20 protein-coding genes are annotated in these 20481 nt (G+C 35.7%); 4 read left to right on the forward strand and 16 right to left on the reverse strand.

The window, feature by feature from the left end; translation table 11 throughout:
- The first annotated feature begins 113 nt into the window (after positions 1 to 113).
- The 3 genes from GD002_RS12940 to GD002_RS12950 all read left to right on the forward strand — a co-directional run bounded on the left by GD002_RS12940 (position 114) and on the right by GD002_RS12950 (position 2896).
- Positions 114 to 923, forward strand: coding sequence for a polyphosphate polymerase domain-containing protein (locus GD002_RS12940; RefSeq protein WP_153732775.1), 810 nt, complete (start codon positions 114 to 116; stop codon positions 921 to 923).
- Positions 892 to 1578, forward strand: a complete 687-nt coding sequence (locus GD002_RS12945) for a DUF4956 domain-containing protein (RefSeq protein ID WP_153732776.1) — start codon at positions 892 to 894, stop codon at positions 1576 to 1578. Before GD002_RS12940 ends, GD002_RS12945 begins: the two co-directional genes overlap by 32 nt.
- A 184-nt stretch (positions 1579 to 1762) precedes the next feature.
- Complete coding sequence (locus GD002_RS12950; protein ID WP_153732777.1) at positions 1763 to 2896, forward strand: alcohol dehydrogenase catalytic domain-containing protein; 1134 nt, start codon at positions 1763 to 1765, stop codon at positions 2894 to 2896.
- 332 nt (positions 2897 to 3228) lie between these two features.
- Here GD002_RS12950 and GD002_RS17925 read toward each other — a convergent pair whose 3' ends face one another.
- From GD002_RS17925 to GD002_RS12995, 10 genes are all read right to left on the reverse strand, one after another.
- Entirely contained in the window at positions 3229 to 3441 is a 213-nt protein-coding gene (locus tag GD002_RS17925; protein ID WP_228548375.1) for an Rpn family recombination-promoting nuclease/putative transposase, read from the reverse strand.
- Positions 3442 to 3515: 74 nt separating this feature from the next.
- Positions 3516 to 4094, reverse strand: a complete 579-nt coding sequence (locus tag GD002_RS17930; protein ID WP_228548376.1) for an Rpn family recombination-promoting nuclease/putative transposase — start codon at positions 4092 to 4094, stop codon at positions 3516 to 3518.
- A 390-nt stretch (positions 4095 to 4484) separates the two neighbouring features.
- Positions 4485 to 4964 carry a peptide-methionine (S)-S-oxide reductase gene (locus GD002_RS12960; protein ID WP_153732778.1) on the reverse strand — a complete coding sequence of 160 codons (480 nt, stop codon included), beginning with the start codon at positions 4962 to 4964 and terminating at the stop codon, positions 4485 to 4487.
- Between the two features lie 361 nt (positions 4965 to 5325).
- The gene (locus GD002_RS12965; protein ID WP_153732779.1) at positions 5326 to 5739 is read right to left on the reverse strand and encodes a hypothetical protein; all 414 of its coding nucleotides are present in this window, start codon (positions 5737 to 5739) and stop codon (positions 5326 to 5328) included.
- A 979-nt stretch (positions 5740 to 6718) separates the two neighbouring features.
- A complete protein-coding gene (gene sda, locus GD002_RS12970) occupies positions 6719 to 6910 on the reverse strand; it encodes a sporulation histidine kinase inhibitor Sda (RefSeq protein ID WP_153732780.1) in 192 nt (63 codons plus the stop codon).
- Between the two features lie 555 nt (positions 6911 to 7465).
- Positions 7466 to 8446: an alpha/beta fold hydrolase gene (locus GD002_RS12975; protein ID WP_228548377.1), complete on the reverse strand. Its 981-nt coding sequence runs from the start codon at positions 8444 to 8446 to the stop codon at positions 7466 to 7468.
- 194 nt (positions 8447 to 8640) lie between these two features.
- Positions 8641 to 9621: a glycerophosphodiester phosphodiesterase family protein gene (locus tag GD002_RS12980; RefSeq protein WP_153732781.1), complete on the reverse strand. Its 981-nt coding sequence runs from the start codon at positions 9619 to 9621 to the stop codon at positions 8641 to 8643.
- 441 nt (positions 9622 to 10062) lie between these two features.
- Positions 10063 to 10491: a hypothetical protein gene (locus GD002_RS12985; protein ID WP_153732782.1), complete on the reverse strand. Its 429-nt coding sequence runs from the start codon at positions 10489 to 10491 to the stop codon at positions 10063 to 10065.
- Between the two features lie 60 nt (positions 10492 to 10551).
- A complete protein-coding gene (locus GD002_RS12990) occupies positions 10552 to 11295 on the reverse strand; it encodes a hypothetical protein (RefSeq protein ID WP_153732783.1) in 744 nt (247 codons plus the stop codon).
- Between the two features lie 180 nt (positions 11296 to 11475).
- Positions 11476 to 12513, reverse strand: a complete 1038-nt coding sequence (locus tag GD002_RS12995; protein ID WP_153732784.1) for a serine hydrolase domain-containing protein — start codon at positions 12511 to 12513, stop codon at positions 11476 to 11478.
- Between the two features lie 341 nt (positions 12514 to 12854).
- On the opposite strand from GD002_RS12995, the gene GD002_RS13000 reads away from it, so the two are divergent.
- Positions 12855 to 13916, forward strand: coding sequence for an acyltransferase family protein (locus GD002_RS13000; RefSeq protein WP_153732785.1), 1062 nt, complete (start codon positions 12855 to 12857; stop codon positions 13914 to 13916).
- A gap of 381 nt (positions 13917 to 14297) precedes the next feature.
- On the opposite strand, the gene GD002_RS13005 is transcribed toward GD002_RS13000, so the two are convergent.
- The 6 genes from GD002_RS13005 to GD002_RS13025 all read right to left on the reverse strand — a co-directional run bounded on the left by GD002_RS13005 (position 14298) and on the right by GD002_RS13025 (position 20232).
- Positions 14298 to 14735 (reverse strand): VOC family protein, encoded by a 438-nt coding sequence (locus GD002_RS13005; protein WP_153732786.1) that lies wholly within the window; start codon positions 14733 to 14735, stop codon positions 14298 to 14300.
- Between the two features lie 174 nt (positions 14736 to 14909).
- Positions 14910 to 15176, reverse strand: coding sequence for a hypothetical protein (locus GD002_RS13010; protein ID WP_153732787.1), 267 nt, complete (start codon positions 15174 to 15176; stop codon positions 14910 to 14912).
- A 103-nt stretch (positions 15177 to 15279) separates the two neighbouring features.
- Positions 15280 to 15630 (reverse strand): Rpn family recombination-promoting nuclease/putative transposase, encoded by a 351-nt coding sequence (locus tag GD002_RS17935; protein WP_228548378.1) that lies wholly within the window; start codon positions 15628 to 15630, stop codon positions 15280 to 15282.
- Positions 15631 to 15678: 48 nt separating this feature from the next.
- Positions 15679 to 16227, reverse strand: coding sequence for an Rpn family recombination-promoting nuclease/putative transposase (locus GD002_RS17940; protein ID WP_255425162.1), 549 nt, complete (start codon positions 16225 to 16227; stop codon positions 15679 to 15681).
- A 269-nt stretch (positions 16228 to 16496) separates the two neighbouring features.
- Positions 16497 to 18320, reverse strand: coding sequence for a nuclease domain-containing protein (locus GD002_RS13020; protein WP_153732788.1), 1824 nt, complete (start codon positions 18318 to 18320; stop codon positions 16497 to 16499).
- Positions 18304 to 20232 (reverse strand): McrB family protein, encoded by a 1929-nt coding sequence (locus GD002_RS13025; protein ID WP_153732789.1) that lies wholly within the window; start codon positions 20230 to 20232, stop codon positions 18304 to 18306. Before GD002_RS13025 ends, GD002_RS13020 begins: the two co-directional genes overlap by 17 nt.
- Positions 20233 to 20481: the final 249 nt, after the last annotated feature.

A 20481-nucleotide genomic window follows, 5' to 3' on the forward strand; every position in this document is an offset into this window, starting at 1 on the left:
GATCACATCATCGTGGTCTCTTTTTTGCTGTTGAATCATTCTTTTAAGGTTTATTTAAGGTTCGTCTTTTAGTATGTAATTCATAATGCGATAGAAAAAAGGAGTAGATACATATGGCGATTGAAATCTTCAGTCGGAAAGAGCTAAAGTATTTAATCACTCGCTGCCAATATGACGAACTTGTGGAACGAATCGGGCCTGCGATGCGAAATGATAAGAATGGCGTCGATGGAAAATATTCAGTCACTAGCCTGTACTTTGATAATGCGGAGAAAGGTATTTACTTCGAAACAAAAAACAAATTGAAATATCGTCAGAAGTTGCGCTTACGCGTATATGACGATGCCGATCTAAACAGCATGGCATTTTTTGAAGTGAAGCAGAAACATAAAAAAGTCGTTAATAAAAGACGGATGCTTTTGCAGCTAGCGGAGGCGTACCGCTATTTAGATGAAGATGGTCAAGCGGGGTTGGAACACTACAAAACGTCCAATTCACAAGTCATGAAGGAAATTGATTACTTCCGTACGTTCTATCGGTTACGTCCCGAAATGGTCGTGTCGTATAGCCGTCACGCATTGCATGGTATCCATGATTCAGAACTGCGTATCACCTTCGACTTCGACTTGCGTTGCCGGAAAGAAGATCTGCATATCGAGAATGGTCCGTATGGAGAGTATTTCATCGATCAAAACCTCGTCGTGTTAGAAGTGAAAGTCGATCACAGTGTGCCGCTTTGGTTAGCTCGTATTTTACAGGAGCTACAGTGTGAGCAGCGTAGTGCTTCAAAGTTTTGTACGAGTATGGAGCTACTAAATGGAGATATATTACCACAGGCAGGATATTTTGAACCGAAATTATTAGAAGAACCACTAACAGGAGGAATAGAAAATGGATCAGATCACGAACTTGTTTACATTTAATGGATTAGAAAGCGGCACGCCCACCATCTGGATGAGTATGACTGCGATGGCGTTAGCGGCTATGCTTAGTCTACTCATTACAAAGGTTTATCAAATTACGTTCACAGGAGAGCGATATTCACAAGCATTCGTTCATACGATTATTATGATGAGTGTCATCGTATCAGTCGTTATGAATGTAGTGAGCGGCAATGCGGGTGTAGCATTTGGCTTGTTCGCTGTCTTCTCCCTCATCCGCTTCCGAAGTGCCGTGACGAACGCCAAGGATATCGCGTACATCTTTTTCGGATTATGTGTCGGGATGACAGCAGGACTCTTTCAATTCCCTCTCGCCATTGCATTAACAGTATTCGCAAGTCTCATTTTCTATATTTTGTACAAAGTGGACTACGGTAAAGGAAAAGATACACAAATTCTAAAAGTGACGGTTCCTGAAAACCTAAATCACGAAAATTTATTCGACGATATCTTAAATGAAAAAACTGAATCCTTCCAACTTCGACAAGTTGAAACAACGAACTTGGGAACGATGATTCTGTATACATTTGCCATCCGAAGCAAGACCGATACGAAAGATCAGGACTTGCTGAATGAAATTCGTGTACGGAACGCGAATTTGAAAGTATCCTTATCTTATTTGGAGATGCGGGATTAAAACAGAAGACTGGATGATCGATCGGAGTACCTGTGCGAGAAACTATTTTTTTGTTTAAATCATAATGAATATCTGTCACGCATGTACCTTTTAATGTATACTCTGCTACTAGTTTTTCTCTGATTCTGTTTAAAAACTGACAGGAAGGGAAGAAAAAAAGCAGACTATAAAAGGATGTGATGGCATGAAAGCAGTGACGTTTCAAGGAAAAAAGTCGATGGTGACGAAAGAAGTGAAAGCGCCAAGTATTCAAGAAAAAAGTGATATGATTATCCGCATTACGACAAGTGGAATTTGTGGATCGGATTTGCATCTTTATCATGGCGGGATTGTGCCAGAACAAGATTATGTAGTTGGCCATGAACCGATGGGTATTGTCGAAGAGGTCGGTTCCGAAGTGAAAACAGTAAAGAAAGGCGACCGTGTCGTCATTCCTTTTAATATCGGATGCGGAGAATGTTATTTCTGCGAACACCAGATGGAGAGTCAATGTGATAACTCGAATCCGCACGGAGAAGTTGGAGGTCTGTTCGGTTTTGGAGAACCAAACGGAAATTATCCAGGCGGCCAGGCCGAGTACTTGCGTGTTCCCTATGCAGACTTCACATCCTTCAAGGTTCCGGAAAATAGCGAATTAAAAGACGAACAAATCGCACTGCTTTCAGATGTGATTCCTACAGCGTATTGGAGCGTCATCCATAGTGGATTGAAAAAAGGAGATACAGCTATTATTCTAGGCTCAGGTCCGATTGGATTAATGGCTCAAAAATTTGCATGGATGCAAGGTGCTAAACGAGTGATTGCAGTAGATCATGTGGATTACCGTTTGCAGCACGCCGAAAAAACAAATAAAGTAGAAACCTATAATTTCAAAGAGCATGAGGAGATTGGTCAGTTGTTGCATGAAGAAACGAACGGTGGCGCAGACGTCGTCATTGATTGTGTCGGGATGGATGGAACCGTTCAACCAGGTGAAACATTCGGTTCCAGTGGCGATAACCAATTCGGAACGATCAGCCCAATCGTGACAGCTTCAGAAGTTGTCAGGAAATTTGGTACTGTCCAATTAACAGGTGTCTATGCGACGGAGGCCAACAACTTCCCGCTAGGTGATTTTTTCACTAGAAACGTTTCCCTTAAAATGGGACAAGCTCCTGTTATCCACCTGATGCCTGAGCTGTATAAAAAAATCGAAGCAAATGAATTTGATCCAACAGATATTATTACACATAAAGTAAAATTGGAAGATGCTGCGGATGTCTATTCCATTTTCGATAAGAAAGAAGATGGCTGCATTAAAGTATTATTCCAACCGTAATCGAATAAGAGTGAATGAGTAACACCTGATCTCTGACATCACATTTCGTAACGAGATAGTAGACTTTTGAGCCCTTGAGAACTCTAGTAAGAGTTTCCGAGGGTTCTGTGTTTTAGTGATAACATTTGGCCTATCGGTTAGTTATTCCCATATCAAGGGTATCTGTGCAGGAACCTTCCGAATTAGTTTACACACGCATGATTATGTATCACGCAGATCTCTCTTCACTCTTCATTTATGATGCAGTTTTTTTGAATAGTAAGCACTATTTGTTTATCAAGTTTTGTAACTTCAGCAACCTTCTCTGCTTCCATTGCCATTGCTAAAAGACTTTAATCCATTTGTTTCTTTAGTTTCATTCCCTCTTCATGAGCTTTCTGTTCAGCTTTCAGGGTTGCTTCCTGCACGCGCAATTCCGCATTCCTCACAGCTGCCTCTTCATCCATAACCCGCTTCATCCTAGATTCATAAGCAAAAATTTCTTCCGACGTGCCACTTAATGCTTCCCAGCTTTTAAAAGCCGAGCGAAGTGTTTCATCATTCATGGCGATCTCCTCCAATTGTCTAAAGATTCATCATAAATTTCCTCATTCCGTTGATCGACAATGCCCAGCAGCAACTATTTCGCTAACACATCGTCTGAAGGATTCAACTTCTCCTCATTCCAATCTCGAATCAACTTATCCATTTCGATAAAATGAAACTCCATGATATCGGTTAACTTGAATCGTTCCTCGTCTTCATACAAATGATAGGTCGTATGAAACTTTTCCGTTTGGCTAAAGAGACCGAAATTCAATACGTTAATCGCAATCACGGGATGTAATTCCTTATAACCCATTCTTGGTTTCATCGGCTTCCGGTAGACACCTGCCCAATAATAAATAGACCGATTCACCATATCGTATTGATTTGTAAACTGGATCTCAACATTCATCCATTCCTCAGCATCTGTCACAACTAATAAATCCAGCCGTGATTGCTTATCCTCTTCGTATTCACCCCCCGCTTCAGTAGTAGAGAAAGAAATATCTTGTATTCGATCTCCATCCGTTCGTTTCAGGATCGCATTCAGAAAGACTATCGTAATCTTTTTATTATGTTCACTACCAAACAATCGTTTGAAAGCGTAATCTACCTTTAGGTCCATCAAACGTTCCAATGGTAGCCGTTTTAACACACGTAGTTTAGAATCCATCCTCTTCTACCTCGAATTCTGTTAATTAGATCATATCATTTTTCAATTCATTTTTGTGAATATCACTCACTGTTTTCACTAAGTGTAGTGGAGATACATTCGACTCGTCAAAACGGTGAAATCGTATTTTGTTCGGGTACAAAGTCGATAGGTATCACGTTGTTATTTGTCAAAATTGAATTTCGCTAACTATTTTAGGATGAAAAATGAATTTTAGGAGTTTTTATTCGGGATGTGTAGGTATCTCCCAAACAAAAAAGCACCTTATCCCTTTAAGGACAAAGTACTTATCTCTATTACCAATCAAATCTCCACGATCTGTATCTCATATATTAAACACCAACATTTGAAACCAGTTCAGCACGTAATACAGACCCTATTTTTGAGAACCTACCTCGATTGCTTATATTTACTTAGCATTTCATCTGGAATATGACAATAATCATTTGGACATCTAGTTAACCGATCTTGATGCTCTTCTGCACTTCGCACATAGTTTGTAAGAAGCCCTATTTCAACGACTATACGATCATAATCATTTCTCTCCGTAAGAAATGCCTTCGCCTCTGTTAAGTGTTCAGGATCTTCACTATATACACCTGTTCTGTATTTCACGCCAATATCCTGTCCTTGTTTATTCAAACTATATGGATCAATGATTTCAAAAAAATATCCCATTAATTCTCTGACTGTTACTACCGTCGGATCAAATTCTGTTTTTACACATTCAGCATACCCATCATACTCACCTTCAAGTGTATGACTTATTCCATTAGCTCGTCCTGCTTCTGTAAACATAACGCCAGGTAACGTTTTAATAAAAGCTTGTACTCCCCATAAACAACCACCTGCAAAATAGATGACTTCCATATGGACACTCCTCTCTAAGACCCAATTTTTATAGGAATGATGACACCCATTGTAAACCTCTCTTCAAGACAGCCTTAATCTTCTTTCCTTGAAGATTCAAAATAAAGTGCTACAAGTAGAGAAAAAGATTGGAATCAAGCCAACATATTTCTAAGTGCTGACTGCTTCTGAAAATAGTACGCAATGGGTATGAAACTACTCGTACAGATCAGCATAGAGAACAAAGATCGTTTAGCCAAACCAAATATCACGTAATAACACCCATCAAAAATGAAGCACACCAAAGTAGAACAAAAAATCAACGCCAACATTTAAAACGATTGCTATTAACTTTAGTATCGTCCTACCGCTACCCATTCCTTTATCCGCCTACTGTTTGAAAATAAGTTTCCTCACCATTAGTAAAAACTCTCATGTATTCATATTCCTTATCCAATTTGATCTTATATAATCTGTAGTTCTCAGCAGGCTCCGTAACATCAGGTTCTTCAGTTAAGTAGATACTCCATGTGCTATCATCTGTCTTAATATCCAAACTTCCAAAACCCTTTCCACTTTCCAAAAAATCTTGATCAAGATACAAATAGCGCTGATTTGCTGTATGTTGAAATATATGAATGCCATTACTATCTGCGGAAGGCACTCTATTTTCAATGAATTTTTTCACATCAGTTGTCGCTTGACCTAGATGTATTTCAGAAAAAGACACTTCCTTTTTACCACATCCGGATATAATACTAGATATCAATACAATTAGCACTAGAAATCTTCTCATGTTTTTACACCTCCTTTAAAAGATATATAGAATACTTAGAGCTGTTTCTCAACAAGGAAATTCCCCTTATGTTGACTACTATCCCATGTGAAATCCTTACCTGCATCAAGTTTTTCCATAATGGTTTCTCAATCATAATATTCATCGTCATAAACAAATAGCTAGCCGTTATATTTAAGAATGACGCACTCTTCACGTTCTCCTTGTTTAAGCTATAGTCCTTACTTGAGTAACTAAATAATGCAAGGGCAGGTGTTTTATCAATAGTTAAAGCAAAGGCTGTGAACTCACCATCGATCCATTCATCTTCTTTTGTGTTGTCTCCAATCTCTGAAACTAACGTATAGCGTTCCCCATAACTAGTTACAACTTCTCGCTAAAGCTTGGACACTCACCGGGTGAACAAGTATCTATTTTCGCCATCTGTCGTTTTTTAATATCTCAACACGTAATGTCCATTGTCGGTGTCTCTACATCATTGACTGTAAACTCCCCAACAATGTATCCATTTACATCATGTTCAGGTGAAATAGTGAACTACCTAAATGGATAAATTCCAGCTAGATAGTCAATTATTAGCTCATATCGCTCAGCATGTGTGGTTATTATTAACATAGGATAATATAAATAGTACCCTATATAGCCAATGACCAGCAAAGTAGTTAACGAGATGGCTAGCTTTTTTCTTTGTCTACATATGAGTCACAGAAATAGAATGACAACTACTACGGCGAATCCTATTAGAAAAAAGTAGTTAACTTCTACTGGATTTATGTGGTAGCTCCCATCTCATATAAATATTTCAGGACAAAAACAGGGAAATTGAATTTTGATAGTGATTTACGTGGAGAAAATAATTTTTTAAAGTTTTTATTCAATATGTATATGTACCAACCAAACCAAAAAAGCACCTTATCCCCACTATAAGCCAGGGACAAAGTACTTTTCTCTTTTACCAGTTATCACTTCAAAATTCTCTCTATTGGTAACGTTGCCCTACTACAGTAACTGCGGCTGATAAGAAAATGACCTCAACGACTTGTCTCACATGTGATTGGAACAAACGATAATCAATTTCCTTTTTTAATAGTCCCAAAAATTCATCATCTAAATTTAATTCATAGGCTTTTAAATAAGATGTAATTAATTGTTCATCTGATAAGTGTTTCATGGCTTTCCACTATTTCTCCTTTTCTGAAAGTTGTTTTATTGCATATAAAGTCTATATATTTCGGCACATGTAAAGCGGTCTTTTTAAAAGCCTAGCAATCTTCGGTATCATACAAAGGAAAGATTTAAACCCTCTTGTAAAGTTTCAAATTCTTGATTTCTTTAGCAACGCACAGATTGATAGAAAGCGCGTTGAGACCTTTTACATGAACATCTTCTACAATGTACCATGCTTCATATTAAAAGAATGTCGTAATTTGCAGGAAATACCCAGTTGTCATACTTTGTTCACATATTTAGGGTAATCATGGTATTTAGGCAAGATAATTGTAGGTTTTAAGACCATCAAGACATGGATAAGTAATTTAATTTTACATTCCTCGTCTTTTCCTACTTCCAAACTTTCCATACAAAAATATTTTCAACCAATGGATTGAGCATCACCTAGTCAACTACCTACTTCTTTTTTTGAGAGCATAAATCCAACTACTTATGTCCTTCAATCAAATTATTATCACAGGTTGGATGAAGAAAAAGGGTCTTCTCGTTTGTTTCATTAATCAGTAGCAAAAGATGTAGTAAATTCATTCACTTCCTTGCTCATTTCTTCAGAACGAGTCCAATGAAGATAATGATGACCGTCTAAGGGAACTAGTTTACTAGCAGTGGAAGGCGTTAGCTGTGTTTCATAAAAAGTCACGTTGTTTTTACCATCCTCTGTTACCTGATCGTCTTTTGTCGTGAAGAGTAAAACGGGCATAGTAGAGGGAAATTTCATAGCAACGGTTTTGTCTATAGTATTTTTTATTTCATTTGCTTCAGCAATAACGTTTTTGTTGTACCCTTTCCAAGCTGAGATCGCCTTTGTCATTTTTATATTTTCTTCGGAATAAGTACCCTCAGCAGTAATAGGTAAATAACTTTCGGGATCGATATATAGTGCTAATCTCGCAATTCCTGTGGGTGCCACATAACGTAAAAAATTTGGAATGGTCGGTGCAGATTCATTAAAATATTCCAATGCCTGTGGCAACGTGGGATCTATTCCAATAATCGCTTGGACTTCCTCTGGATAGGTATTGGCATAATACATGCTATAGATTCCTGAAATGGAATGCGGCATCAATATGAATGGCCCTTGGATGTTTGATTTTTTCAGAGCGGCTCTAGTTTCCTCTACTATATTTTCCACAGTTCGTTCTTTGTTGGTAGTATCGCTCCATCCGTATCCAAAAGGCTCCACCACGACTACTTGATGGTTCTTTGCCATTTCATTGATCAAAGGTTCAAAATCTAGAAGAGGTGCTGTTGTTCCCAAACCACTTAATAAGACGATTGTGTTATCGCCCTCACCTTTTGTATAAATGTGCATGTTTTTTCCATCCACTTCAACGAATTCCCCTATGGGTGGATATTTTTTCAGCTCATATGTAGTCATGACATTACTGAAAATGATCCAAATTACAAAAGCTGAAAGTATAGATAACAGGATATTTCTTACTACTCTCCGCAATCTACTTTTCTTTTTAACTTTCACTTTCTTATTCACCCCTCTAGCGTTTCTCCATTCCACTTTACCGTGCGAAACTATTCATCGGAATGGACTTTGGGAGTATTGTAATATAAGTCTTAAGGCTGAGTGAATTTTTCGATTTCTTAATTCGAAATAAATCCCTGCATGACTATGGTGTCTGTGCAAGGATCTATTGTTTGTAAAAACTCAGGTACCTTTTATGACTCTTGTAAAATGGGGGCAATACGATCAATTCTATTGGTCCAAACACCACCGGAATAATTAGATGGCAGCCTCTTCACATCCTCAGTTGTATCAAAACCTTCCGACCATCCACCGTTACCTGCAACAACAAACACATGTGTCCCTGCATTTTCTAATCGCTGAATAAATTTATCCGACCATCCCCACATCCATGGAGCATAGGTCTCCGGAATGTGAATTTGTGTATTGTGACATGCGGAGGGAACATATCCTGTCCATCCTACGGCAATATAAGGAAGCATACAACTTTTCATGGTCGCCATTGACATGACACGAAGTTCTGGGAGATGCTCTTTTACTGTTTTAATCGGTCGATCTCCACCATACACAGTGAGTTGTCGTAGACGCTGTTTTGGCAGTTTAGAGAGAGTTTCTGCAAGTTGGTTACCTTCTTCTGGCTCATCGCTTTTTATATGAATCAAAAATGATTGGTCTGGAAAATAGGACAAAACTTCTTCAAGTGACGGCATAAGCCCTACTCCTTTTCCTCTAAAAGGATAGGTTTTCCCATCATCTGCCGTATAACCATACCCAATATCTAGTTTTCTCAATTCATCCAGTGTGTGCTCCCTAGTAACTCCCTTGCCGTTTGTTCTGCACTCAAGTGTCCAATCATGAAACACAGCAAATTGACCATCTGCGGTAGGTTGAATATCAAACTCTACGATGTCAGCTCCGGCTTTAAAGGCCGCTTCCATCGAAGGGATGGTGTTCTCTAAATAAGGATGTTCTGGCTCATAGATCCTCTCAGCAGTACATGTATCCCCAGTGATTCCTTCCATATGGAAAGTTTGTGCCATTCCACGATGTGCGAGCAACATAGGTTCTGTCTGACGATCTTTTGTGAACAATGATGTGTTATTCAGAAAGATGAATGCTACCAAAATAAATAAAAATATAAAGAACCTTTTAATAGTTCGCCTAAACTTCTTCATATTTCCTCCAGTCGATATGTATGTACTCGTGTAATTTCAATAGTGTAGCATGAAATACCCTTTTATGGCTCATTTACTACGAAACTAATTTATAGCTCTTCTCATGTAAAAAGCACAATTCTCGCTCCAGAAAAGCGTCCATTAATTTACTAAGGATACGAAATATTTCTTGTTGCCTCGGGGCAAGAAATGACGTAAAAATGGTCTAAATCAATATAAGCAGCAATAGAATAAATTTCAAAAAGCGGGCGATGTTTTTGCTTGCTTCTCTTTAATAATTACATTTTTCAAAAATGGATTTCTATCAGATACAGAATGTTCTTCATTCATACAAACATATGTTAACTTTCCTATCCAATTCAATTTATGATTCTGATTCTGTTTAATAGACGATTTCAGGCACAACACTTCTTCGGCAACTGTGCCCGTTCGTTTAATTTGTCAATCCCAACAATTAAAAATAACTTCTCCATTTGTATTCGGCCTCCAATGTTTTTCATTTTTTAATTCACTCTCTGATAAATCATGAGAATTCGGAGTAAAGGGCGCATTTAAAAATGCGGCATCTAGAACCGTATAATATGGCTTCAACTCTGTCATTACATCTTCATGATCAAAAAAATGTATGTGAAGCTCATCTTCATATGAAGCGCTTGCAATATAAGGGAAATATTCATGAAGTAAAATGGACATTATGTTTTCACCTATCTTTATATCTAAGCGAAAATAATTTAATGGGTAACTAGGTGGAAAATAGCCAATTACTGTACCATTTATCTTTCTTGCAATTTCATATCCTACCTGTTGAAGTAGGTATCCATCCATTTGATGTAATTCAATATTGTTAGTTGTTAAACCTGTAATATTCATTGGTAGCCGCATGTGATACACCTCGTTTCTAAAAACACATATGCTTCGTAACGTAAATTTTTAAATGGAAACTAAAATATTTTCTATTTGTACTTCTGAATTGTTATTGTTATTCGAAGATGAAATCACATGCACGTTATACTCATCAGCACTTTCAAAAATTAATTTTTGGTCATTCTCTAAATAAATGATTACTCCGTTGTCTACCGACTTTTTAGTTTTAAAAATGGTATGGATGAGCTCAAAGTCAGACGCAGTAAATGGTCCTGTTATGCAAATCTCTTTTATTCCGTTGATTCCTTTATCTCTAGCATTAGGCACCATATACTGACGCATAAATTCAACTGATTTTTCATCTTTCATCTGTTGTAGTCCAATCTGTAAAGGAATTCCTTCGAAAAATGGAAAATAACTGTTTCTCCATGGCATTGTTCTCGTAAACAATCCAAATCCCCATTTGAATTGCAGATACGTAGGCTCTGTTATGTTTATCGAATTCGTATTCGTCAACTCATTGTAAATTGTATCTAAATCATCAACATCAAGCATCAAACAAATTAGTCCTCTATGCCCCCTATTATACTTTTCTACCCATTCCAATTTCCACCCTCCACCATCCTCTTTTAATAGGCGGATCATCTCAAAATATTCATTTCCAATCCAAATATTAGATGCTTTAAATCCCCTTGTTCCTTTTCCCCATTTGGGTTCATAAGGCAAACCGGCATCCCGTATTGACTCAATTTCAACCGAGTCCTTCTGATATTTCTGATCAACATTTACAACTAAGTGATCAATTTTCAAGATGTTCACTCCCCATAGAAAAGTCGATGAATTTTAAGCGCATACTAAAAAAAGACTGGGTGTTGCTAATACCCAGTCTATGTAGCCGCCATCCTTATGTAGCTTCTTATCCCATTCTACCATTTCAGCGAGTGGAAAAGAGTGGATTGTTTAAGGTAGTTAATTAATTCAGAGTTATGATTACATAGAAATAGCAAGTCGCATGGCCAAGCGTATCGGAAGTGATGGATTTGACATTTGATTTATATCCCCAACAAAATATAAATCCTTTCTTGGATAGTAAAATGCAAATGAACCTGTTGAGCCTGAATGACCAATCAATTCACCTTTCCCCATAAAAAAGGTTGAAAGACCGTTAAGTGGAATTTTCATATATCCTGCACCGTAATGAATTGGATACATGGAAGTTTGCAACTTATTTATTACTTCTAGTTCATGAAAAACTTTAGAATTAAATATCTTGCCTCCAAAGAAAGCTTTACTAAATATCATTAATTCACGAGCCGTTGATATACCACCGCCACTAGCACGAGTGCTTCTAATGAAGTGAGGTCGGTAAAGCGCTTGATCCTTATAATAAACATTGGGGACAAAATCATCATCATGTTGCAGCAAGTATGTGCTAGTAAGCTCTAAAGGGTCAAAGATGAATAGCTTAAATACTTCTTCTACTGTTGAATTAGTAACTTTTTCAATGACTTCTCCAAGCATATCAAAGTTTATATCTGCGTAATTTGCTCTTTTTTTCGTAGTAGGTGCAAAATGTGAGTTCAGTTGTTTAGTCATCTTTATATTATCATTAAAAGTAAATTGTCTATCATGAAGGATCGCACGTTTTTTTGCATTAATGCTCCCTTCTTCATAGACGTCTGGCAGTCCGCTTGTTTGAAATAATAAATTAGCAAGTGTAAGCCTCATCGAATGCTCTTTTCCCTTATACATATGAAGTTTACGTAAGATATCTTCTGAAAAGTATTTTGTTACTTCATCGTCTAGTGACAATTCACCTTGCTCTTTCAAAATGAGAATACAGGTGGTGGTAAATAGCTTTGTAATGCTAGCCATAAGAAGTGGTGTATCGATATCCTTTTTTCCGTAGCCTTTACTGCATGAAAAATCTCCATTCGTGTTTTCTACAAGGAGAACCGCCTCGTGTATTTGTTTATTTTTGGTGGTTCGCTCGAAGATATGGTTGATTTTTTGTATATTACTTTCCATATAATCCCCTCCCCAAGTGGAATGTTTAACACCGAATTTCCATGTAAAAGACCATTCCTCATTCATAAGCGTAATTTTTCATCTTATGTCAAAGCAGTTCTCCTATTCACTGTTAGCATCTGGATCAAAAAACAGATCATTTACTAGTACATCAAGATTGAAGTATAAGGTAGGATATTCAAAGAACATTATGATTAATCAGTCTTTCGTAATAAACAAAGAAAATACTCCTATGTATTTCCAACTTCCTTACATTCGGAAGTCAATTCTGTTACATTGCATTCCAAATTGTAGATAGGTTGTACAATAGATGTACGCCAATTTATTTGAGGTGCATAATTATGAATAGGAAACGCTTAACCTGGGTGGATGGTGTAAAAGGATTTTTAATGATTCTTGTCGTCATTGGTCATTATCCTGGACAGCTTGATTTTCCACTCGTTACGTATATTTATTGGTTTCACATGCCAGCTTTCTTCATTTTAAGCGGGCTGTTTTTTAAGCCTGTCGTTGAAAAGAGTGTAATGAAACTCTCGATACATAAACGATTTATGCAATTAATTGTCCCCTATTTGTTTTTCCTCGTAAGCATTACGCTAATTCGTTACGGGATAGAGATTAGTTCGGGCAATATGGATTTATCATGGTATGTAAATGATTTTTGGACATTAGTTATCGGCGGACGTTTTGCTCGTGGTGCGTACGGGGTCTTCTGGTTTGTCACAACGCTTTTCTTTACGTACTTGTTCTTCTTATGGATGACTAAATACTTTAGCCGCACGAAACAAATCATACTGTTGGCTTTGTTTTATAGTATTGCCCATATTGAAAGTTTGTTTACGATGCGCGTGATTGGTGGGGCTCCAGATACTGCGTCACAAACAATCCCAATGATTTGGAACATCGATGTTGCACTTATGGCAGTCGTCTATTTTTCTCTCGGTTATTATGTGAAGAGTATTTGGATGAACGTTTCGGGAAAATGGTTAATCGCTGGATTGCTTGGTAGTGCGACAGCTATATCACTCGATACGATGAATGTGATTGACTATCATTTGAGCATGAAATTTTTGCGTTATGACCATTTCTTTTTAGATTTGATCATTCCACTTTCATTCACACTCGTAGTACTGGGTCTGTTCCAGCTCATAGCTGCTCATTTGTCAGTCAAATGGCTGCAAAAAATCGAAAAACACTCTTTAACGATTATGTACTTACACATTTTCACAGATATTTTGTTAAATGATTACTTCACGTATGGCGTTGTTGGGTTCACAGCATTCGGATTGGTCGTTCCCATCGTTTTATCAATCATCATACAGAAATTTCTTCCATACGGAAAGCTACTTCTTGGTGGATTTTCACCAAAAAAGACTACTTCCAATTCAGCAATTACTCAGTAACATACGTTCCTAGTGTGTGAGTAATAAATAGAATCGCTTTGTTCCTTTGGATGCATTATGCAACAAGCCCGTCAGAACTCTTGTTGGTCTTATCGCTTCTGTGCCTGCAAGATTCGGTGAAATAAAAAAAAGTATCTGTGTCCGAAGCTTTCATGGATGTTGTTTCTCACACAGGTACTTTTACTATTCATTCACATTGCATAGTTGCTTGGATATCGAGAATTAGTTGTTTTTCAAGTTCTGTAGCTTCAAAATTCACTTTTTATAAAAGTTAGGTAAATAAATATCATAAAGGAACTTTTGGAAACCATTATAAATAAGTTCATACTAGTGTTAGCGTTTTGTGTTGCAAAGGTATGTGATGAAAGACCCGTTCAATATTTATTTGATGTTTTCCGCTAACTCTAAAATAATTCCCTCAGGACCACGAACGTAGCATAACTTATAACTATCCTCATATTGTTGTATCTCACTAAAGATTTCCGTGCCATTCTTTTTCAGTTTTGCAATAATAGCTTCGATATCTTCAACATTTAAGCAAATATGACGGATACCCAGCGTATTTGCAAAAGGTTTCTGTATATCATTTTCATCTGACGGTGTATAAAATTTAACTAGCTCTATCCATGCCTGTCCATCTGGCATCCCTAATCCTACACATGCTGTTTTAACATTAGTAAGCCCAACTATTCTGTCCAACTGTTCTCCATCCAATTCCCATTCCGCCTGCACTTCAAGTCTTAAATCAAGAAAAAACGCTTTGGCCTTCGGAAGATCATTTACGTTAATACTCACATGATCTAATCGATTGATCTTCATATCTCATATCTCCCATGTTCCCTTTATCAAGGATGTGCCTGTGCAAGAAACTATTATGTTTATCACATAGGAACCCTTCTTATGCAGGTACTTTTATTCTTCATTCATCCCTCATATTTGCTTGGATATCGAGGATGATTTGCTTATCAAGGTCCATAGCTTCGGCAATTTTCTTTACTTCCATTCCCCAATCTTTTGCTCTACCTCTTGAATCGTCTTCAGAGTCGCCTCCCGTATTCGAAATTCTGCCTCCTCCACATGCAACTCTAGCTCCCGTACAGCTGCTGCCTCGTCGATATAATACTTCAACTTAGATTCAAGAGCAAAACTTTCTCTTGATGTACCTTTTGTTTCTTCCCAAATCTTAAACAACGCGTCAAGTTCCTCGTCCTTCAAGGTGCCTTCCCTCAATTCTCTAGAGATATCGCCCTGAGGATTCAATATATGAAATGCCTCCCACGTTCCCCCGCCAAAAAAATATCTGTTCAAGGAATTTTTACGACTGTTTTTTATACAAATACCCATACCTAACGATTCAAACTGTTCACTCGTGATCCATTTCTGTTTGAATATCAAGAACGACTTGTTTATCAAGTTTTGTAGCCACAGCAATTTTCTCTACTTCTACGCCCATTGTTAAAAGGCTTTGAACCGTTCTAATTTTCTCTTCATGGGCCTTACGTTCTGACTTTTGATTTGCTAACTCTGTAGCTCTCTCCGTAGCTTTCTCTGTGGCTTTCTGAACAGCCTCTTGCAACCGCAATTCCGCCTCCCTTACAGCTGCCTCCTCGTCTATCACCCGTTTCAGCCTAGATTCATAAGCAAAAACTTCTTCCGGTGTGCCACTTAACGTTTCCCAACTTTCAAACGCTGAACGAAGTGTTTCATCATTCATGGCGATCTCCTCCAGTTCTCTAAAAATATCGTCATAGATTTTCCCATTTCATTTATCTACAATACCAAGCAACAACAGCCACTTGGCTAGTACATCATCCCAAGGATTTAACTTCTCTTCTTTCCAATCCTGAATAAGTCTCTTCATTTCAATAAAATGAAACTCCATGACATTGGTCAATTTGAATCGTTCTTCATCTTCATACAAATGAAAAGTCGTATGAAATTTTTCCGTTTGGCTAAAAAGTCCAAAATTCAGAACGTTAATCGCAATCACAGGATGTAATTCTTTATAACCCATTCCTAGTTTCATCGGATTCCGATAGACACCCACCCAATAATAAATGGATCGATTCACCATATCGTATTGATTGGTAAACTGAATCTCGATATTCATCCATTCACCTGCATCTGTCACGACCAATAAATCCAACCGTGATTGCTTATCCTCTTCATGTTCCGCACCAGCCTCAGTAGAAGAAAAAGAAATATCCTTAATCCTATCACGACCTGTACGTTTCAAGATCGCATTCAAAAAGACAACCGTAATATTCTTATTGCTTTCAGTACCGAACAATCGCTTAAATGCGTAATCCACCTTAAGGTCCATCAAACGTTCCAGTGGCAGCCGTTTCAATACAGAAGTGTATTTCTGAAGATAGGTTTCAGCCACTTCTTAAGATTTAAGAACGTTTATGATAAGTTCAGAAAGAATTGGTTGACTTGTCAGGTTATTGATTAGGATTTAGGTATGCAAAAATAACCCCTCGATATTGAATATTTGAAGGGTCTTCTTGTATCTAGTTGACTAGCGAAAGGTTGCCTGAATAGTGTTAGTGTTGTGTGGTGCACAGGAACGCTTTACTATTAAACATCCTCTGTTATCAAATAAAGTAACCGTTCTTTCAAATCATTATTTTCTAAACCCGGTTTCATTGTAGCAATTGTAACTAAATGGTTACTATCATGTTCTATTAATTGCTTATTATTAATTTCTGTAGGACAAAGTGCGATTACTTCTTCAACGACATGCGTATTTCTAGTGTTGATTTTAATTATCATATTGACATACATTTTTAATTGCTCAACTACTTTACTAGAATTCGAGCTATTGTTTAATCTTTTATTCCAAACTCTATTTGCTGGACTATATTTAGAATCTAGTATTATTGTTTTTATAAACTGACCATGTTCATAAATATCAATTCTGAAATCTGGCTTATTACGATTAGATCTAGTCCAATATGAAGATTCATTTTTTTTTGCTTGTTTTGGTAATTGTTCTATAGCTGAGTTGAATAATAATTTAATAGTCGTTTGATTTTTTTCGAACGTTACAAAAGTGTTATCAGGAATTGCAGGTATACTAATACCTTTTTTATCTATCTCTAAACTATAAATCCATCCATCTGTGGGAGTAAACTTCAACTCAATTAATATCTCAACTAATTTTATAAAACACCAATATTCATAAAGGACCTCCGAAGACTTCCAATTATATTCATATAAGTCTTCAATATCGTTATCTAGATTAGTATTAATTAATTTGTGAATCTTATAGAAATTATTATAGCCAGGAGTCTTTATAAACTGTTGAGATAAGTTGACTTTATAAGGAACAATTAATTCACTTAAAAATGTTCTATTAAGAAATCCAGATAAATTATTATATAAATCTTCAATTGAAGAATTGAATTTTTCGACTTTTAATATTTGCTTTTCTCTATTTGTTATTTTCAACATACTGCCAACGTTATATTCCTTTTTATAACGGTTAAGCTGATGGAGATCCTCTCTCAAATAATTTAGTACTGCAACTATATCTAATTTCGCCTTCTTCAGGATTGTCTGAAAGTCTTTTATAACATTAATCAGATAGAAATTCACATTATTGTCGTAAACATCAATCATTACATGCGAGTATATTTCCAAATTGGCAGATGAGCGAAAATTATAAAGTGATGCATTACTTTTTACCTGACTCATTCTTAAAGACTTGCCATCAATTTTCTTACTTTTAATAAAAGGCATTAATTGATACTCTTTGAATAAACTTGTATTCGGATTATTCAAAATAACAATTATTGACTTATTTAATAAAGATTTATTTTTTACTAGAATACTGGCATAATCTAAATATGTGGGATCCATTTTATCCATTCCGTTTAAAAAATCTAAAGAGCTGTTTTTTCTAATCCAATCTCTTGCAAGCCCTTTAGCATGCATCTCTATTTCATAAATCATTTGATTATGTTCTTCAATTTCAAGATTGTTCGGCTTTACAATAATTTGGCTATAATAATAAGTTTGTTGCCATAAAACCTTTATTCTATAAATACCGGGGATTAAAGGAAAACTAACATCATTATTATAGTGCCGATGTATTATTGCTTCCTTATTTAAAGTGACAAACTCCTCGCCGTTTTCGTCAAAATCAATGCTATCCTTTATTTCATCAATATACTCAAAACAATCCATATACAATCTGGATTCAGGATCTACTGTATCTTTACTCAGTAATTTAACTACTAAATTATCGTATTCTAATAAGTTTAAGTCTTCTATAAAATTAATATCTTTACTTAAAGAAAACTTTTTTACATAGTTTATAGACTTAATCTCTTTATCTTTTTTTGGCTTATATGTAATAAAAGCTACTTTGAATGGGAGTTGATTAATAAGTGTATCCATAAGTATCCAGCTCTCTTAACTTTCGTATAATAGCACGTGAAGATATAATTAATGATTTTTCTTCGAAAATTCTAAGCAACCCATCTTCAGGGTTTTTAATAACCTCATCTAATTCATCAATTGTGCCTCTTAATTTAGGAATTATTTTTTGAGAAATTTGTAAGTCAAACGCATCTTTTCTTTCTAATAACTGATTTGGAGGTAAATTTAGCATATATGAATTTATATGGTCCAATACTCTGAATCCTATGCCTTTTGAAGAATCATTGTTAATTAAAATTTGATTGATTTTATTAAGAATTTGAATTTCCTCTTTAAGTAATTTAATTTCTTTTGTAGGATTTGACCAATTATCAAAGTGATATAAATCAACTATGTTTTCAACTTTATCATCTGAATTTTGTTCTTTAGAACTTAATTGGGTAGTAGCAATTGAATTGGTAACCCAATTGTTTATATGATTTTCAGGTATGTTTAGTTCAATATAATTACTTCTATCTAAAACTTTATCTGATAGAGTTTGGGTTGTTTCGTCTATATTAATAGTACCTACAAATAAAACATTAGAATGTATAGGAATCTCATGGGGGTATTGTTCTCCATTTATTACTCTGCCGACTAGGTTCTTACTGTAAAGCGATATCTTTCTTTCGGTACCTTCTAGTTCTAAAACACTTAAAAATTGTGAAAAGTAATATTCTACTTTTGCTAAGTTCATTTCATCAAAGCATATTAGATATATTTTATCTCTGTTGTCTTTAGCTTCAATAAGAGTATCGATTAAGCCTGATTCTGAAGGTCTATAGATATTGTTAATTGTATCTAAAAACCCAATTAAATCTGTATCATCTCGCCAGTTTGGTTTAACTGGTATCATTTTAAATTGATGTGTATCTTTATTTACCTTTTTCATAAGACCTAAAGAGTGTGCATAATTAAATACCAGTTGTGATTTTCCTGTACCTGATGGGCCGCTCAAAATAACTAATCTTCTTGTTTTTAAAGCTGTGTGAAAATTCACGATTTGTTTTTCTTCTAATATTAAATTTTTACTTTTTAAGTAAGTGAACAAGTTTTCCAAAAAGTCATTTTCACTATAGATGTCTTCTTCAAATTCATCGATTGAATCAACTATATTTTTCTTAAGCTTAACCTCCCTTTCTAAACTTACAGGCTGCCCTAATTGTGATAATCCGTTTTCTAAAATCACCTCATTAAACAAGTCAAAATCCATGTAAATTGCATGTGGTTCGATAATACTAAAGTCATTATATTTATCAAAATCTATAGGAATCTTTTTTATAGTATTCTCTTGTTTAACATGCCAACCATCATTAAGTTTTTCGAAGTCTTTAAACTCTCCATATAAATAATCACCAGATACCAAGCAAGATGTGGTTATTTTCTCAAAAAAGTCATTATTACCAATAGACTTTGATTCTAATAATCTTTTTTCGAAAGTGTATTGGTTATAATCATTGAAAATAGGGATCGTCACCAAACTACCTATAGCATTATCAGATATACCCTTAGGCCGCTCAATAACTTTCACACTACTTTTATTGGATATTTTTATATTTGTTCGGCCATATCTATCTTCTTCTAAATAAGGTTTAAATATAAATAGTTTGTTTTTTGCGAATTCTTTGAATAAATCATCTCTGAAATAATGTCGTGTTTCACATAAACTTTCCCATTCGTTATTTTTTATATTATTCTCATAACCCGCAACGAATTTATTTCTGAAAAAATTTTGACGCTCAGCTGGAATATCATCGTCATTTATAATTTCTAAAAAAAATTGAACTTGGTTAATCTGATGATTTAATTTTACTGGTGATAGATGTGAAAAATCTTTATTCAATTTATCTTCACTTACTAAAGCACCTATTAAATATACATTAAGCTCCATCCTATATACCTTCTTTCGATATTTGATAATTTTTATTATCCTTAAACAATTTCATATCTTACATTACCGAGCTAATTTTTTCGTTATCAGAACTCATTAATTAGTGTTCTATATACTTCTATAGTTCCATTATACCTGAATTCATACTTTTTTGTTCAATATTCAACAATATTTGTAATTAAAAACCTATTACTTGAAATAAGCACAAAAACCCCTATTCGTGCCAAAATACAACTCAAACAAGGGTCA

It is taken from the genome of Sporosarcina obsidiansis (assembly GCF_009651005.1).
In the GTDB taxonomy this organism is placed as follows: Bacteria; Bacillota; Bacilli; order Bacillales_A; family Planococcaceae; genus Sporosarcina; species Sporosarcina obsidiansis.

What these genes read in the sequence shown, in the direction of transcription:
- GD002_RS12940 (WP_153732775.1), top strand. Translation starts at nt 114, where the DNA reads ATGGCGATTGAAATCTTCAGTCGGAAAGAGCTAAAGTATTTAATCACT.
- GD002_RS12945 (WP_153732776.1), top strand. Translation starts at nt 892, where the DNA reads ATGGATCAGATCACGAACTTGTTTACATTTAATGGATTAGAAAGCGGC.
- GD002_RS12950 (WP_153732777.1), top strand. Translation starts at nt 1,763, where the DNA reads ATGAAAGCAGTGACGTTTCAAGGAAAAAAGTCGATGGTGACGAAAGAA.
- GD002_RS17925 (WP_228548375.1), bottom strand. Translation starts at nt 3,441, where the DNA reads ATGAATGATGAAACACTTCGCTCGGCTTTTAAAAGCTGGGAAGCATTA.
- GD002_RS17930 (WP_228548376.1), bottom strand. Translation starts at nt 4,094, where the DNA reads ATGGATTCTAAACTACGTGTGTTAAAACGGCTACCATTGGAACGTTTG.
- GD002_RS12960 (WP_153732778.1), bottom strand. Translation starts at nt 4,964, where the DNA reads ATGGAAGTCATCTATTTTGCAGGTGGTTGTTTATGGGGAGTACAAGCT.
- GD002_RS12965 (WP_153732779.1), bottom strand. Translation starts at nt 5,739, where the DNA reads ATGAGAAGATTTCTAGTGCTAATTGTATTGATATCTAGTATTATATCC.
- sda (WP_153732780.1), bottom strand. Translation starts at nt 6,910, where the DNA reads ATGAAACACTTATCAGATGAACAATTAATTACATCTTATTTAAAAGCC.
- GD002_RS12980 (WP_153732781.1), bottom strand. Translation starts at nt 9,621, where the DNA reads ATGAAGAAGTTTAGGCGAACTATTAAAAGGTTCTTTATATTTTTATTT.
- GD002_RS12985 (WP_153732782.1), bottom strand. Translation starts at nt 10,491, where the DNA reads ATGAATATTACAGGTTTAACAACTAACAATATTGAATTACATCAAATG.
- GD002_RS12995 (WP_153732784.1), bottom strand. Translation starts at nt 12,513, where the DNA reads ATGGAAAGTAATATACAAAAAATCAACCATATCTTCGAGCGAACCACC.
- GD002_RS13000 (WP_153732785.1), top strand. Translation starts at nt 12,855, where the DNA reads ATGAATAGGAAACGCTTAACCTGGGTGGATGGTGTAAAAGGATTTTTA.
- GD002_RS13005 (WP_153732786.1), bottom strand. Translation starts at nt 14,735, where the DNA reads ATGAAGATCAATCGATTAGATCATGTGAGTATTAACGTAAATGATCTT.
- GD002_RS17935 (WP_228548378.1), bottom strand. Translation starts at nt 15,630, where the DNA reads ATGAATGATGAAACACTTCGTTCAGCGTTTGAAAGTTGGGAAACGTTA.
- GD002_RS13020 (WP_153732788.1), bottom strand. Translation starts at nt 18,320, where the DNA reads ATGGATACACTTATTAATCAACTCCCATTCAAAGTAGCTTTTATTACA.
- GD002_RS13025 (WP_153732789.1), bottom strand. Translation starts at nt 20,232, where the DNA reads ATGGAGCTTAATGTATATTTAATAGGTGCTTTAGTAAGTGAAGATAAA.